15 protein-coding genes are annotated in these 13,616 nt (G+C 76.4%); 7 read left to right on the top strand and 8 right to left on the bottom strand.

The genetic code is table 11. The features are described 5' to 3' along the window. Positions 1-114: 114 nt before the first annotated feature. Complete coding sequence (locus F8274_RS17130; protein WP_151463397.1) at positions 115-1,104, bottom strand: tyrosine-type recombinase/integrase; 990 nt, start codon at positions 1,102-1,104, stop codon at positions 115-117. A gap of 154 nt (positions 1,105-1,258) precedes the next feature. Between F8274_RS17130 and F8274_RS17125 the strand changes: the two genes are divergently transcribed. Next, positions 1,259-2,293 carry a YafY family protein gene (locus tag F8274_RS17125; RefSeq protein ID WP_151463396.1) on the top strand — a complete coding sequence of 345 codons (1,035 nt, stop codon included), beginning with the start codon at positions 1,259-1,261 and terminating at the stop codon, positions 2,291-2,293. Between the two features lie 26 nt (positions 2,294-2,319). Here F8274_RS17125 and F8274_RS17120 read toward each other — a convergent pair whose 3' ends face one another. The 4 genes from F8274_RS17120 to F8274_RS17105 form a co-directional block, all read right to left on the bottom strand. After that, entirely contained in the window at positions 2,320-2,745 is a 426-nt protein-coding gene (locus F8274_RS17120; RefSeq protein ID WP_151463395.1) for an Hsp20/alpha crystallin family protein, read from the bottom strand. A 129-nt stretch (positions 2,746-2,874) separates the two neighbouring features. Further along, the gene (locus F8274_RS17115) at positions 2,875-3,396 is read right to left on the bottom strand and encodes a DUF2087 domain-containing protein (RefSeq protein ID WP_151463394.1); all 522 of its coding nucleotides are present in this window, start codon (positions 3,394-3,396) and stop codon (positions 2,875-2,877) included. A 77-nt stretch (positions 3,397-3,473) separates the two neighbouring features. After that, positions 3,474-4,040: an isochorismatase family protein gene (locus F8274_RS17110; protein WP_151463393.1), complete on the bottom strand. Its 567-nt coding sequence runs from the start codon at positions 4,038-4,040 to the stop codon at positions 3,474-3,476. 68 nt (positions 4,041-4,108) lie between these two features. Next, positions 4,109-4,612 carry a MarR family winged helix-turn-helix transcriptional regulator gene (locus tag F8274_RS17105; protein ID WP_151463392.1) on the bottom strand — a complete coding sequence of 168 codons (504 nt, stop codon included), beginning with the start codon at positions 4,610-4,612 and terminating at the stop codon, positions 4,109-4,111. 68 nt (positions 4,613-4,680) lie between these two features. Between F8274_RS17105 and F8274_RS17100 the strand changes: the two genes are divergently transcribed. Next, on the top strand, positions 4,681-5,916 hold the full coding sequence (locus tag F8274_RS17100; RefSeq protein WP_151463391.1) for an MFS transporter: 1,236 nt from the start codon (positions 4,681-4,683) through the stop codon (positions 5,914-5,916). Positions 5,917-5,926: 10 nt separating this feature from the next. Here the strand turns inward: F8274_RS17100 and F8274_RS17095 are convergent, their stop codons facing one another. Beyond that, positions 5,927-6,313, bottom strand: coding sequence for a cupin domain-containing protein (locus tag F8274_RS17095; RefSeq protein WP_151463390.1), 387 nt, complete (start codon positions 6,311-6,313; stop codon positions 5,927-5,929). Positions 6,314-6,340: 27 nt separating this feature from the next. Further along, entirely contained in the window at positions 6,341-6,826 is a 486-nt protein-coding gene (locus tag F8274_RS17090; RefSeq protein ID WP_151463389.1) for a GNAT family N-acetyltransferase, read from the bottom strand. A gap of 96 nt (positions 6,827-6,922) precedes the next feature. Here F8274_RS17090 and F8274_RS17085 point away from each other — a divergent pair, with 96 nt between their 5' ends. Beyond that, a complete protein-coding gene (locus F8274_RS17085) occupies positions 6,923-8,470 on the top strand; it encodes a glycosyltransferase family 39 protein (RefSeq protein ID WP_151463388.1) in 1,548 nt (515 codons plus the stop codon). Between the two features lie 38 nt (positions 8,471-8,508). Then, a complete protein-coding gene (locus tag F8274_RS17080; protein WP_151463387.1) occupies positions 8,509-9,327 on the top strand; it encodes a TIGR04222 domain-containing membrane protein in 819 nt (272 codons plus the stop codon). A 45-nt stretch (positions 9,328-9,372) separates the two neighbouring features. On the opposite strand, the gene F8274_RS17075 is transcribed toward F8274_RS17080, so the two are convergent. Then, positions 9,373-10,851: a von Willebrand factor type A domain-containing protein gene (locus F8274_RS17075; protein WP_225853842.1), complete on the bottom strand. Its 1,479-nt coding sequence runs from the start codon at positions 10,849-10,851 to the stop codon at positions 9,373-9,375. 212 nt (positions 10,852-11,063) lie between these two features. Here F8274_RS17075 and F8274_RS17070 point away from each other — a divergent pair, with 212 nt between their 5' ends. The 3 genes from F8274_RS17070 to F8274_RS17060 all read left to right on the top strand — a co-directional run. Then, positions 11,064-12,530, top strand: a complete 1,467-nt coding sequence (locus F8274_RS17070; RefSeq protein WP_151463385.1) for a hypothetical protein — start codon at positions 11,064-11,066, stop codon at positions 12,528-12,530. 37 nt (positions 12,531-12,567) lie between these two features. Further along, entirely contained in the window at positions 12,568-13,152 is a 585-nt protein-coding gene (locus F8274_RS32660) for a hypothetical protein (protein WP_370518243.1), read from the top strand. A gap of 206 nt (positions 13,153-13,358) precedes the next feature. Then, positions 13,359-13,616, top strand: a 258-nt coding sequence (locus F8274_RS17060; protein WP_225853841.1) for a hypothetical protein, incomplete at its 3' end; no start/stop codon positions are given.

Genomic DNA, 13,616 nt, shown 5'->3' with positions numbered 1-13,616 from the left:
ACGACCGGGGTACGACGTCGAAGGCCAGGTGGTGCCCCTCCGGCGCGGGCGGCAGGACCGGCAGTCCCATCACCGCGGCGAAGAACCGGAGTCCGCACTCACTCCGTCAAGGGACTATCCGCGGCGGCGGGCGCGCGCCGCCCAGATCGCGTACGCCGGGTCGCGGTCCAGGTTGTGCCGGTCCCGGTCGTAGCGGCGGGTGGTCCGCGGGTCGGCGTGCCCCATGGCGTCCTGCACGTCCTCCAACGGCACCCCCTCGGCGCGGGCCGTGGTGGCGAACGCGTGCCGCAGCGAGTGCGGGGACAGCTTCGCCCAGGCGGGGATCCCGGCCGCCTGGGCGAGCCGGCGCACCAGCCGGAACACCGCGTGCCGGTCCAGCCGCCCGCCGGTCGCGGTGGCCAGCAGCGGCCCGGTCAGCTCCGGCACGGTCACCCCCCCGGCGGCGGCGCGCGCCGCCAGGTACGCGTCAACGGCGTACGCGGTGGCGGGAGTGAGCGCCCGCCGGCGGACCTTGCCGCCCTTGCCGACGAACCGGACGCTGCGGTGGCCGCGCTCGGCGCCCAGGTCGGCGACGTCCAGCGAGACCAGCTCGCCGACCCGCAGCCCCAGATCGGCCAGGAGGACGATGGCGGCCCGGTTGCGGGCGGCGGTCGGACCCGTGTCGGCGTCGGCGGCGGCGAGCAGCGCGTCGACCTCCTCGGGGGTGAGCCCGATCGTGGCGGAGTGATCGCGGTCGACCCGGGGACGGTCCGCGGCGGCGACCGGGTTGGCGTCCAGCGCGCGCAGCTTGACCAGGAAGTCGTACCAGCTCGACAGGGCGGACAGGCGGCGGGCCACGGTGGCCGGGGTGAGCGGCCGGCCGCCCCGGCCGCACGGCGTGGACTCCAGCTCCCGCCCGTAGTCGTTCACGTCGAGGAAGCTGGCCCGCAGCGGGTCGAGGCCGCGGCCGGCGCACCAGCTCAGCCACCCGGTGACGTCCCGCCGGTACGCGTCGCGGGTGTGTTCGGACAGCCGCCGGTTGCGCAGCCACGCCTCGGTGAAATCGGTCGGCCCGCCGCCCAGGGCGGGCGCGGATCCGCGGGGCAGCACCTCGGGACGCAGCATGTGAGAAAGGCTCTCAGCCGGCCGGGCGATTCGCGACGAGGCGCGCCCGACGATCTCCCGCCGCCGCAAGGACCGGCGCCGGCCGCTCGGCGCCGTGTCACCGGCCCGGCCGGGCCGGCGGCGCGGATTCTCCGGAGCGGGATACCGTCACGGCGTGCGTGCCAGCCGCCTGGTCTCCGTGCTGCTGCTCCTGCAGACCCGGGGCCGGATGACCGCCCAGGAGCTCGCCGACGCCCTGGAGGTGTCGGTCCGGACCGTCTACCGGGACGTCGAGTCGCTCGGCGCCGCCGGCGTCCCGGTGTACGCCGACCGCGGCCCGGCCGGCGGCTACCGCCTGCTGGAGGGCTACCGGACCCGCCTGACCGGGCTGACCGCGCCGGAGGCCGAGGCGCTGTTCCTGGCGGGCATGCCCGGTCCGGCCGCCGAGCTGGGCCTCGGGCCGGTGGTGGCCGCCGCCGAGCTGAAGGTGCTCGCCGCGCTCCCCGACGAGCTGGCCGACCGGGGCGGCCGGGCCCGGCAGCGGTTCCACCTGGACGCGCCCGGCTGGTTCCGGCACCCCGAACCCACCCCGCACCTGGCCGCGCTGGCCCGGGCCGTGTGGGAGGACCGCCTGGTGGAGATGCGCTACCGGCGCTGGCGCGCGCCGCGCGAGGTGACCCGGGTCGTCGCCCCGCTGGGCGTGGTGCTCAAGGCGGGCCGGTGGTATCTGGTGGCCCGCTGCGACGAACAGCTGCGCACCTACCGGGTCGGCGCGGTCCTCGACGTGGCGATCCGCGACGAGCGTTACGAGCGGCCCGCCGACTTCCACCTGGCCGACTACTGGCGGGAATGGACCGAGCGCTACGAGCGGGACGTCTACCGCGACCGGGCCCGGATCCGGGTGACCGCGGCCGCCCTGGAGTTCATGCCGTACGTCCTCCCGCCGGAGATGAGCCGGGTGGCCCGCGCGGCGGCCGGCGAGCCCGGCCCGGACGGCTGGCTGGAGACCACCGTGCCGATCGAGTCGGTGCGGCACGCCCACACCGAGCTGCTGAAGCTCGGCGCCGAGGTGGAGGTGCTGGAGCCGGCCGAGCTGCGCGACCGCCTCACCGCCACGGCGCACGCCCTGGCCCGGCTCTACCCGCCGGCCCCGGACACGCCGGCGGGGGCGGCCGGTTCCCCAGCCATCCCCGCTCCCGCGGTCCCCTGACGCTCGTCTCCCGGGCGCGCGTCCCGTCAGGCGCTGATCTCCCGGCGGCCGTTGCTGGCCGCGGTGACCGCGATCCGGCGCGGCTTGGCCCGCTCGGAGATCGGGATGCGCAGGGTCAGCACGCCGTTCTCGTAGCCGGCCTCCAGCTTGTCGGTGTCGAGGGTGTCGCCCAGGAAGAGCTGCCGGGTGAAGGTGCCCATCGGCCGCTCGGCCGCGACCAGCTCGACGTTGTCGCCGCCGGGCCGGCGCCGCTCGGCGCGGACGGTCAGCACGTTGCGCTCCACCGTGCAGTCGATGCTGTCCGGGTCGACGCCGGGCAGGTCGAAGGCGGCGTGGAAGAAGTCGCCGTCACGGTAGGCGTCGAGGTGCATGACCGCCGGCCGGGCCGTGGTGCCGAAGAACTGCTCGGTGAGCCGGTCGATCTCGCGGAACGGGTCGGTACGCATCAGCATGGTCCTGCCTCCTCGGTTCTCCTGGCCGAAGGTGTCAAGTTGAGTCGGGGCGACTCAAGTCCTCGATTTCTTGTTTTAGCGCGACACGGCGGCGTCGTCAACCCTTGCCGGGTCAACGGGTTGCCCGGCTCACGGTCGCCAGTAGACGCCCTGCTCGCGAGCGAGCAGCAGGTCGTCGACCAGGTAGCGGCGCAGCGACACGTGGTCGGCCTCGCCGCCCTCGCACCACCGGCGCAGCGCGTCGTCCACGGCCCGTTCCGGATAGCGCACGCCCGGCTCGAAGGAGCGCTCGGTGATGTGCTCCAGCAGCACCCGGCGGCGGCCGCGCTGGGCGGGCAGCCGGGTCAGCGTGCCGTCGCGGAGGAAGGTGCGCAGAATCGTCTCGCGGGGGTTCGCCGCCGTGGCCGGGGTGGGCGGGCCGCCGGCGCGGGCGAAGTCACGCAGCCGCTGGCCGTCGACGCGCAGCCCGGCCCCGTCGTCGGTCAGCACGCCGACGTCGGTGAGCCGGCGGACCGCGGTGGCGGCGTCCCGGGCGGACAGCCCGGTCCGGGACACGACGGCGGAGAGGTCCCCGGCGCCGAGCACGACGGCGGCGAACACGGCGCGGCGGCGCTCGTCGGCGAGCGCCCCCGCGAGGGCCTGTGCACTCATGACGGGCAGCCTGCCAGCGCCCGCCGCCGAGCGGCCACGGGTTTTCCCGCCGTGTGGCCGGGCCGCGGCGGCTCGGCTCAGGCGGGGACCGGCGCAGCGAAGTCGACGTCGGCCGTGTCGACCGTGCCGGCGGTGCGGCCGGGCGCGGAGTGGTAGCTCCAGTAGAGGTTGGTGTGGGCGATGACCTGCGCCGGCGGCGGGGCGCCGTAGGCGGAGAGGTCCTCGGTGGTGTGGGCGTCGGCGACCAGCGTCGCGTCGTAGCCGCGGGTGACCGCCCCGTGCAGCGTCGAGCGGATGCACGCGTCGGTCTGCGCGCCGGTCACGACGAGCCGGCCGACGCCCCGCGTGGCGAGGACGGACTCCAGGTCGGTGTCCTCGAAGGAGTCGCCCCAGGCTTTGTGCACCAGCGCCTCGCTGTCGCGGCGCACCAGCTCGGGCACGTACTGCCACTGCTCGCTGCCGGTGGGCAGCTCCTCGCTGCGGTGCTGCACCCAGACCACCTCGACGCCGGCCTCGCGGGCCCGGTCGACGAGGACGGCGATGTTGCCCACCACCCGGTCCCGGTCGTGGGCGTGCTGCACGACGCCGTTCTGCACGTCGATGACGAGCAGGGCGGTGTGCGGTCGGTCGACGAGGGTGCTCATGGCGCCTCCCTGGACGGGCGTCGGCTGGTCGCGACCAACCTAGCCCCGGCCACCGACATTCCGGCCGGTCAGATCCGGCCCGGCGGCGGCTCGGCCGCCAGGGTGACCCGGCGGAGCAGGTCGGCGAGGGTCCGTCGCTCGTCCGGGGTCAGCGCGCCGAAAACCCGGTGCTCCTCGTCGCCGACCACCCCGATGGCGCGCTGCCAGGCGGCCCGGCCGGCGTCGGTGAGTTCCACGTCGATCCGGCGGCGGTCCACCTCGGACGGGATCCGCCGGACGAAGCCCCGGCGGATCAGCGCGTCCACCCGCGCGGTGATCGAGGCGGGCGCCATCCGCAGGTCGCCGGCGATCTCCGAGGGCGCGGCCCGGCCGCCCCGGCCGGCGAGGGCGTGCAGGGTGCCGTACTCCTTCTCCTGGAGATCCAGCTCGGCCAGCGCGCGGTCCTTCACCTCGCGCAGGTGCCGGCCGAGCAGCAACATCCGGACGACCGCCCCCTCCACGTCGGGGTCCAGGTCGGGCACCACGGGCAGCCAGCGTTCGATGTGCTGGTCGACGGGGTCGCGGTCGGTCACCCGACCACGGTACGCCGGCAACTAAATATTCGTTGTCGAAATATTCGACGTCGAAGTATCCTGCGGAGGTGACGCATCCCCTCCGGCTCCGCGCCTTCCGCCTGCTGTTCCTCGGGCGCACCGTCTCCGCGATCGGCGACGCCGTGGTCCCCACCGCGCTGGCCCTGGCCGTGCTCCGGGCCACCGGATCGACCACCGACCTCGCCGTGGTGCTCGGCTGCGCGATGGTGCCCCGGCTGCTGCTGCTGCCCCTCGGCGGTGTGGTCGCCGACCGCTTCGACGCCCGCCGCGTCGCCCTCGCCACCGACCTGGTGCGCTGCGTCGCCCAACTGGTCGTCGGCATCGAACTGCTCGGCGGCGCCCCCACCCTGGCCCACCTCGCGGTGGCCTCCGCCGTCGGCGGCGCGGCCTCGGCGTTCGCCATGCCGACCTCCTCCCCGCTGGTCGCCGGCACCGTCGACGCCGGCGGCCGGCAGCGGGCCAACGCGCTGATGGGCGCGACCGGCAACGCCAGCCGGCTGGCCGGCCCCGCCCTGGCCGGGCTGCTGGTCTGGACCGTCGGGCCGGGATGGGCGTTCGTGCTGGACGCCGCCTCGTTCGCGGTCAGCGCCGCGCTGCTGGCCGTCATCCGGGTGCGGCACGTGCCAGTCCCGCACCGGTCGCTGCGCGCCGACCTGGTGTTCGGCTGGCGTGAGGTCCGCGCCCGGGACTGGTACTGGAGCAGCCTGCTCGCCCACGGCGTCTGGAACGGCGCCGCCGCGGTGCTGCTCACCCTCGGCCCGGTCGTCGCCGTGGACCGCCTCGGCGGCGAGGGCGTCTGGGTGCTGCTCCAGCAGGCCGGCGCGATGGGCCTGCTGGCCGGATCGCTGCTCGCCGCCCGGGCCCGCCCCCGCCGGCCCGTGCTGCTCGGCAACCTGGCCCTCGCCGCGTACGCGGCGCCGCTGCTGCTGCTCGCCGCCGCCGCGCCCGCCCCGGTGACCGTGACCGCCTACTGCCTCGCGCTGATCGCCCTCGGGTTCCTCAACCCGGTCTGGGAGACCGTCGTGCAGGGCCAGTTCCCGCCCGAGGTGCTCGCCCGGGTCACCTCGTACGACTGGCTGATGTCGCTGGGCGCCATGCCGCTCGGGTACGCCCTCGCCCCGCTCGCCGCCGCGGCCTGGGGCGCACCCGTCCCGCTCGCCGTGGCCGGGGCGCTGGTCCTGGTCGCCTGCGTCGGGACGGCCGCCGTCCCCGGCGTACGCCGGCTGGGCTGGCCGGCCCCGACCCCGCCGGCCGCCGCGGAGCCCGCGCCGGCGGGGCGCTGAGGCCGGCCGGTCAGAGCCGGTGCCCGGTGGTGGCGTCGACGTGTCCGGGCACCTCGTCGTGCCGCTCCCCGACGCTGGACGTGCCGGACGGCTCGAACATCAGGATCGACGCGCCGTCCGGCGCGGACGGCCGGTGCTCCACCCCGCGCGGTACCACGAACACGGCGCCGCGCGGCAGCACCACCTCGCGTTCCGCGCCGTCGCGCAGGGCGATGCGCAGTTCCCCGTCGAGGACCAGGAAGAACTCGTCGGTGTGGTCGTGGGCGTGCCAGACATGCTCGCCGGCCACCTTGGCGATCCGGACGTCGTAGTCGTTGACGGTGGTGACGATGCGCGGACTCCACAGCTGGTCGAAGCGCGCCAGGGCGGCGGCCAGCTCGATCGGCTCAGGGCTCATCGGTCCATCCTCGCGCAGCGCCGCCGCTCACAGGGGACGGTGCATGACGTGCAGCCCCACCCGCCCGAGCGTGGGGTGCGCGAACGACTCCGGCACCGTGCCGATGACCGTGAAACCGAGCCGCCGGTACAGCTGCACGGCCGCCGTGTTGGTCTCGACCACCGCGTTGAACTGCATCGCGGCGAAGCCCTGCCGCCGGGCCCAGTCCAGGGCGTGCTCGCACAGGGCCCGGCCGACCCCGCGGCCCCGGGCGGCGGGGGCCACCATGAAGCTGGCGGTGGCCACGTGCGCGCCCGGCCCCGGCCGGTTGGGCCCCATCTTGGCGGTGCCGAGCACCGTGCCGTCCTCCTCGGCGATCACCGTGCGGCCGGGCGGCCGTTCCACCCACACCTCCTGGGCCACCTCGGCCGGCCACGTCGGGTCGAAGGGGAAGGTCTCCTGGGCGACGATGACGTCCTCGACGATCTGCCAGACCTGGTCCCAGTCGGTCTCGGCGTACTCCCGGATGCGCATCCCGGGCACGCTAGCCGGGCGGTCGCCGGCCGGGTACCGATTTCCGTCCGGCGAGCGGGGCAGCGCGACGGGGTGCGGCGGGACCATCATGGGCAGGTGGCCGAACCCGTCACCGACCTCGACCGCCCCGACACCGGGGCGGCCGCCGCACCGACGACCCCGCCGCCCGGGCCGCGCACCGCCGCGCCCTGGCTGGTGGGCGGGGCCGTCACCGCCGTGCTGCTGCTGCTCGCCGGCCGCTACGGCTACCACCGCGACGAGCTCTACTTCCTGCTCTGCGGCCGGCACCTCGACTGGGGCTACGTCGACCAGGGGCCGCTCGTGCCCGCCCTCGCCCGGCTGGCCGACACCGTCGCGCCCGGCAACCTGGTGCTGCTGCGCACCCCGTCGGCGCTGATCGCCGGCGCGTCGGTGGTGCTGGTCGCGGCGATCGCCCGGGAGTTCGGCGCGGGCCGCGGCACCCAGCTGGCCGCCGCCGTGCTCGCCGCCGCGGCCGGGGTGGTGCTGGCCCCCGGTCACCTGCTCAGCACGACCACCGTCGACCTGCTGGTCTGGCTCGCCGCCGCCTGGTGCGCCGTGCGGATGCTGCGCACCGGCGACAGCCGGTGGGCGCTCGGCATCGGCCTGGCGCTCGGCCTGGGCATGCTCAACAAGCTGCTGCCCGCGCTGCTCGGCGTCGGTCTGCTGGCCGGGGTCCTGATCGCCGGGCCGCGCCGGCTGCTGCGCGACCGGTGGGTGCTGGCCGGCGCCGCCGTCGCCGCCCTGCTCGCCGTGCCCTACCTCGCCTGGCAGGGCGCGCACGGCTTCCCCCAGCTCTCGGTGGCCTCGTCGATCGCCGACGGCGACAGCTCCTACAGCGGCCGGCTCGACGCGGTCGTGCTCCAGGTGCTCATCATCAGCCCGTTCGCCACCCCGGTGTGGATCGCCGGCCTCGTCGCGCTGCTGCGCCGGCCCGGCTGGGCGGCGTACCGGGCGCTCGGCTGGGCGTGGCTCGTGGTGTTCGCGATCGTCGTGCTCGCCGGCGGCAAGGGCTACTACGACGCCCCGCTGCTGCTCGTGCTCACGGCGGCCGGCGCGGTGGTCACCGCCGACTGGGCCCGGCGCGGCGCCGCCCGGGCCCGGCAGGCGCTGCTCGCCACCGCCGCCGCCCTGATGGTCGCCAGCAGCGCGGTCCTGCTGCTGCCCACCCTGCCCGCCGACCGGCTGCCCGGCTTCGTGGTCGACGTCAACTACGACGCGGGCGAGACGATCGGCTGGCCGGCGTTCGCCGACTCGGTCGCCACCGTGCACCGGGGCCTGCCGCCGGAGGAGCGCGCCCGGGCCGTCGTGCTCACCGGCAACTACGGCGAGGCCGGCGCGCTGGCCCGCTACGGCCCGGCCCGTGACCTGCCCCGGGCCTACTCCGGGCACAACAGCATGGCCACCTTCGGTCGCCCGGCCGACGACGTCGACGTGGTCATCGCCGTCGGCTGGGAGCGCCCCGACCGGCTGCGCGCCTGGTTCACCGAGGTCACCGAGGCCGGCCGGGTCGACCAGCGGGTCGACGTCGACAACGACGAGAACGGCGAGCCGATCTTCGTCTGCCGCGGCCTGCGCCGCCCCTGGTCGCAGATCTGGGACAGCGAGGTGACCCACGCCTCCTGACGTCGGGCGACCGGTGCGGGCGGGCCATACTTGTCGTCATGCTCTGGGGTGTCAGCGGACCGCTCTTCCTGCTCGACTACCTGGGGGCGGTCGCCGTGGCCGTCGCCGTCGCGTTGGCGGCGCGGGAGCTGACCGGCCGGCGGGCCCGGGGCGCCGTCCCGGACGCGGTCGAGCTGGCCTACCTCACCGACCGCGCCCTGCTGGCGTGCCAGGTGGGCGTGGCCGCGCTGCACCGCGCCGGCGTGGTACGCCTCGGCGAGCTGGCCACCCTGTCGGTGGACGGTCCGCCGCCGCCCCGGTCGCCCGCGCTGGTCCGCGCCCTGCACGCCGCGCTGCGCCGGCCGCAGACCTGGGCCGCGGTGCTCGCCGACCCCGGTGTCGGCCGGGCGCTGCGCCGGCTGGTCGGCCGGCTCGTCCGGGACGGCTGGCTGCTCACCCCGGCGCAGCGGCGGCGCATCGCGCTGGGCACCCTGCCGCTGTTCGCGGTCGCCGCGGTCGGGGTGACCCGGCTGGTGGAGAGCGCCGTCGAGGGGCGGGACGCGGGCGGGCCGGCCTCCGTGGTGGGCCTGCTGCTGTGCTGCCTGGCCACCGCGCTGGGCGGCTGGTGGCTGTGCGAGGTGCCGGAGACCGGCGCGGCCGCCCGCCGACTGCTGCGGCGGCAGCGCCGGGAGCACGCCGAGCTGGACCCGCAGCGGCGGCCGACCTGGCGGGAACGGGGCGCCGACCAACTGCTGACCGCCATGGCGCTGTTCGGGCCGCGCCCGCTGCTCGCCGTCGACCCGGGCTTCGCCCTGCAGGTCGGGGTCGACCCGGAACGCAACCGCCCGACGCCGGAGCCCAAACCCGCCCGCCGCTGACCCGACGGGCCGGCGCCTCCCCTGCTCGGCGCCGGCCCCGGCCGCTCAGCGCAGCTCGTCGGCGGAGCGGGACACCCGCGCCAGGTCCCGCACCTCGGCGTCCTCGGTGGCGGCGGCCGCCCCGTCCGCGATGGTCGCCAGGTCGGTCAGCCGGACCGGCCCGTCGGACTCCGCACCCCGCAGCGTCTCGGCGAACCAGGCCGCCGCGTAGCAGGCCCGCAACCGCGGCGACGCCGTGGCGAAGCTCCGCTGCACGTCGGCCACGGTCGCCGACCCGTACGTCTCGGCCGGCGTCCGGTCCGCCGGGTCGGTCCAGCGCACCTGCACCTGGGCGATCCGGTCCGACGGGGCCGCGCCCTCGGCGAGCCGGACCGCGTACAGCGCGGTGACGCTGTGCCCGGGGCCGACCTCGCCGCCGTCGACCCGGTCGTCGCGGAAGTCCTCGTCGGCCAGGGCCCGGTTGTCGTAGCCGACCAGCCGGTAGGAGCGCACCGCCTGCGGCGCGAAGGTCACCTGCACCTTGGCGTCCAGCGCCCGCACGCTCAGCGTGGCCGGCAACTGCCGCACGAACACCTCACGGGCCTGTTCCCGCTCGCTGACGTAGACGGCGAAACCGTCGCCCCGGTCGGCGAGCTGCTCCATCAGCTTGTCGCCGTAGTCGCTGCCGACGCCCACGCCGAGCAGGGCGATCTGCTTTTCGGCCTCGGCGCGTACCCGGCGCAGGATCGGATCGGCGTCGGTGCTGCCGACGTTGGCCAGCCCGTCGGAGAGCACGATCACCCGGTTCGTCCGGCCGGGGCGGAAGCCGTCCCGGGCCACCCGGTAGCCGAGCACCAGCCCGGCCTCCAGGTTGGTGCTGTCGCGGGTGTGCAGCGAGTCGATCGCCGCGTGCAGCGGCCGGGCGTCGGCGACCGGGGTCATCTCCCGGACCACCCGGGCCTTGTCGCTGAACTCGACCACGGCGATGGAGTCGGTGGGGCGCAGCTGGTCCACCAGCGTGTGCAGGGCGTCGCGCACCAGGTCGAGCCGGCCCGGCTCGCCCATCGACCCGGAGACGTCGATGACGAAGGTGAGCGCCGCGTCGGGGCGGCGATCCCCGTCCTCGGCGCGGGTCTGCAGGCCGACCCGCAGCAGCCGTTCGTCGCCGCCGGCCCGGTGGGTCTCCGGCAGGCGGGCGCCGTCGACGTGCACGGTGAAGCCGTCGTCGGCGGGCTGCGGGTAGTCCTGGCGGAACGAGTTGACGAACTCCTCCGGCCGTACCGCGCCGCGCTCCGGCAGCCGGCCGTCCATGATGAGCCGGCGGGCGTAGCCGTACGACGCGGTGTCGACGTCGACGGCGAAGGTGGAGAGCGGGTCGTCGGAGGCTCGGGTCTCGTCACCGGACCAGGGGGCGCCGGTGTCCGGGCGGACCGGCCCGTGGGCCGCGTCGCTGCGCTGCCCGCCGCCGTCGGCGGTGCAGGCGCCGGCCGTCACGGTGGTCGCCAGGGCTGCCAGCAGCAGCACCGACCGTCTCAGGTGGACCATGGTTCCTCCAAGGGGCTGGGGACGGGTCATGGCCATTGACGCAGGGCGACGGCGCGGCGGATCCCGCCGTGGCCGAGCCGATACCCAAGCGCGACCGTCGTGACCGATCCGTGCGCGGACCGTGACTTGAGCGGCCCGGCGCGCGGCGGCACGGTGGATGCGGCAGAGTGGGCGCACAACCGGCGGCGGCCGGTACGAGCAGGAGGTGAGCCGTGGACGGCCCGACCGGGGTGGTGTTCCCCGCGACCGGCGACGGCCGGCGCAGCACGACCGTGCTGGGGCGGGCGGTGGTCGCCGACGCCCTGCGGGCGGTCGACCCGGTGGGCGCCCGCTCCGCCGAGCACGAGACCGACTGGCGGCACGGCTACCTGGGCCACTTCCGCCGGCTCGTCGAGGCCGGCCTGCTCTCCCGCGAGGCCGCGCTCACCATCGCCCGGGACGGGCTCGCCGGCCTGCACGCCCGGATGCGCTACGTCCCCGGCGACGGCGGTGAGGTCGCGCTGGACGAGGCGTTCGCGCTGCCCGACGGGGAGCCGCCGCTGGAGACCGCCACGGTGACCGGCGCCGGCCCGGTGGAGCGTGAGCTGTCCGTGCCGTACCGCGGGCAGCGCCTGCGCGGCGACGACCTGCGCCGCCGCCTCGACGCCTGGGTGGACGCGGGCGTCGTCGAGCCGAGCTGCGCCGAGGCGGTCCGGGCGGTGCAGGCCAACCCGGACTGGTTGGACCTGCGCGACCAGCGGCTCGTGGTGCTCGGAGCGGGCGCCGAGATGGGCCCGCTGCCGTCGGTGCTGCGCTGGGGCGGCGACGTGGTCGCGGTCGACCTGCCCCGCCCGGAGATCTGGCGCCGCCTGCTGCGCACCGCCCACCGGCACGGCGGCCGGCTGCACCTGCCGGTGCGGCCCGGCACCGGCGACGGCGAAGCCGCCCTCGCCGCCGGCGCCGGCGCCGACCTGCTGCACCGCCTGCCGCAGGCCGCCCGCTGGCTCGACGGCCTGGACGGCCGGCTCGTGCTCGGCAACTACGTGTACGCCGACGGCGCGACCAACGTCCGGGTCGCCACCGCGGTCGACGCGCTCACCGTCCACCTGGGGCGCCGCCGCCCGGACACCGCGCTGGCCTTCCTGGCCACCCCCACCGACGTGTACGCCGTGCCCGCCGAGGCCGTGGCCCACGCCGAACGCGGGTACGCCGCCCGCGGCGTGGCGCGCCGGTCGCTGCGGCTGCTCTCCGGCGGCCGGCTGCTGCACCGCAACTACCCACCCGGCGCCGACCCCGGCATCAACGACAGTCTGGTGCCGCAGCAGGGGCCGAACTACGCGCTGGCGAAGCGGCTGCAACGCTGGCGGGCGGCGGTGGCGCGGGACGCGGGCGCCACCGTGTCGTTCACCGTGGCCCCGCCCACCCGGACCCGCTCGGTGCTGCGCAACCGCGCTCTCGCGGCCGCGTACGCCGGGGCGCACCGGTTCGGCATCGAGGTGTTCGAGCCGGCCACCAGCAACACCCTGATGGCCGCGCTGCTCGTGCACGACCTGCGCACCGGCGGCGGTCCGGTCCAGGACCACCCGTGGCGGGACGAGGCGTACGCGGCGGCGCACGGCGGCCTGTGGCGGGTGCCGTACGCCCCGCGCAGCGCGCTCGGCCTGGCCGTGCTGCTGGGACTGGGTGGCGCACGGGCCTGACAGGTTTCCTTCTCTCGGGCACCGGGAAGGCACCGGCATGGCCGAGACCTTCGCAGATCAGGACCTGACCACCCTGCGGTCCATCGCGCGCGGGGCCGGAATAACGGACACCGAGCGCATGCCGCACGACGAGCTGGTCGACATGTTGCGCCGCGCGGGGCTGGCCGACCCGGACGCCCGGCCGGTCGACACGAGCCTGGCCGATCCGGGTGACCCCGGTGTGCCCGGCGCGTACCACGCGCAGGGCGTCGGACGGCGGGAGTCCGCCGGCGGCGCGGGCGGGCAGACCGCCGACTGGCCCGATCAGCCGACCGAGGATCCGGCCGGGCTGTCGGGGCTGCCGCGCAGCAGCCTGAGCCTGGGCGACGAGAGCACCGGCGGGCGGGCGGCCGAGGAGGCGATCGGCGCCCGGCCCGGGGAGTCCGGCACCGAGATCGACGACCGCGCCGAGGACGATCGGGGCGTGCGGGGCGACATCCAGGATCCGGCCGGGCTGTCGGGGCTGCCCCGCAGCAGCCTGGACCTGGGCGACGAGAGCACCGGCGGGCGCGCCGCCGAGGAGGCGATCGGCGCCCGGCCCGGGGAGTCGGACACCGAGATCGACGACCGCACCCAGGGCTGACCACGGGAACCCGCGAGCCCCCCCGCCGCCGGGGGTGGCTCGCGGAACACTGTGGACCTTCATCCTGTTTCGCCGTTCGACGCCCTCCTGCTCCGTCTGAGGTGAGCGTGCCTTCCCTTCCGGATAGGCGAATAGTGAAAGAACGACCCGTCGCCTCACCTTCAAATCGGGACATACGCTCATAACCTCCCCAATAGCCTCAGCCGGTGGCTTCTCGCATCTCGTTCGACGGGCTCCCCGGCTCGCACCCTCCGCTGACAGCTGTCCCGCCCCGGCCGGTCTTCGTCGACGCCACCGGCGCCCGCCGGCAGCGGATCCGGCGCGCGGGCGTCCTCGTCGCGGTGGCCTCGCTGAGTTACCTGCCGATGGCCGCCGCCGCCCTGCTCCCGGGCCCGGCGACGCCGATGCTGCCCGGCCCGGTCTCGGTCGGCGGCGCACCGAGCGGCGGAGCCACCCGCCCACCC

Origin of the sequence: Micromonospora sp. AMSO31t (assembly GCF_008868175.1) — a bacterium.
Classification (GTDB): domain Bacteria; phylum Actinomycetota; class Actinomycetes; order Mycobacteriales; family Micromonosporaceae; genus Micromonospora.
This window is presented reverse-complemented; position numbering and strand designations above follow the sequence as displayed.

Excerpts from the sequence above, each read along its gene's own strand:
- F8274_RS17120 (WP_151463395.1), bottom strand. The coding sequence starts at position 2,745 with ATGCTGATGCGTACCGACCCGTTCCGCGAGATCGACCGGCTCACCGAG.
- F8274_RS17115 (WP_151463394.1), bottom strand. The coding sequence starts at position 3,396 with ATGAGTGCACAGGCCCTCGCGGGGGCGCTCGCCGACGAGCGCCGCCGC.
- F8274_RS17080 (WP_151463387.1), top strand. The coding sequence starts at position 8,509 with ATGCTCTGGGGTGTCAGCGGACCGCTCTTCCTGCTCGACTACCTGGGG.
- F8274_RS17110 (WP_151463393.1), bottom strand. The coding sequence starts at position 4,040 with ATGAGCACCCTCGTCGACCGACCGCACACCGCCCTGCTCGTCATCGAC.
- F8274_RS17075 (WP_225853842.1), bottom strand. The coding sequence starts at position 10,851 with ATGGTCCACCTGAGACGGTCGGTGCTGCTGCTGGCAGCCCTGGCGACC.
- F8274_RS17095 (WP_151463390.1), bottom strand. The coding sequence starts at position 6,313 with ATGAGCCCTGAGCCGATCGAGCTGGCCGCCGCCCTGGCGCGCTTCGAC.
- F8274_RS17090 (WP_151463389.1), bottom strand. The coding sequence starts at position 6,826 with ATGCGCATCCGGGAGTACGCCGAGACCGACTGGGACCAGGTCTGGCAG.
- F8274_RS32660 (WP_370518243.1), top strand. The coding sequence starts at position 12,568 with ATGGCCGAGACCTTCGCAGATCAGGACCTGACCACCCTGCGGTCCATC.
- F8274_RS17130 (WP_151463397.1), bottom strand. The coding sequence starts at position 1,104 with ATGCTGCGTCCCGAGGTGCTGCCCCGCGGATCCGCGCCCGCCCTGGGC.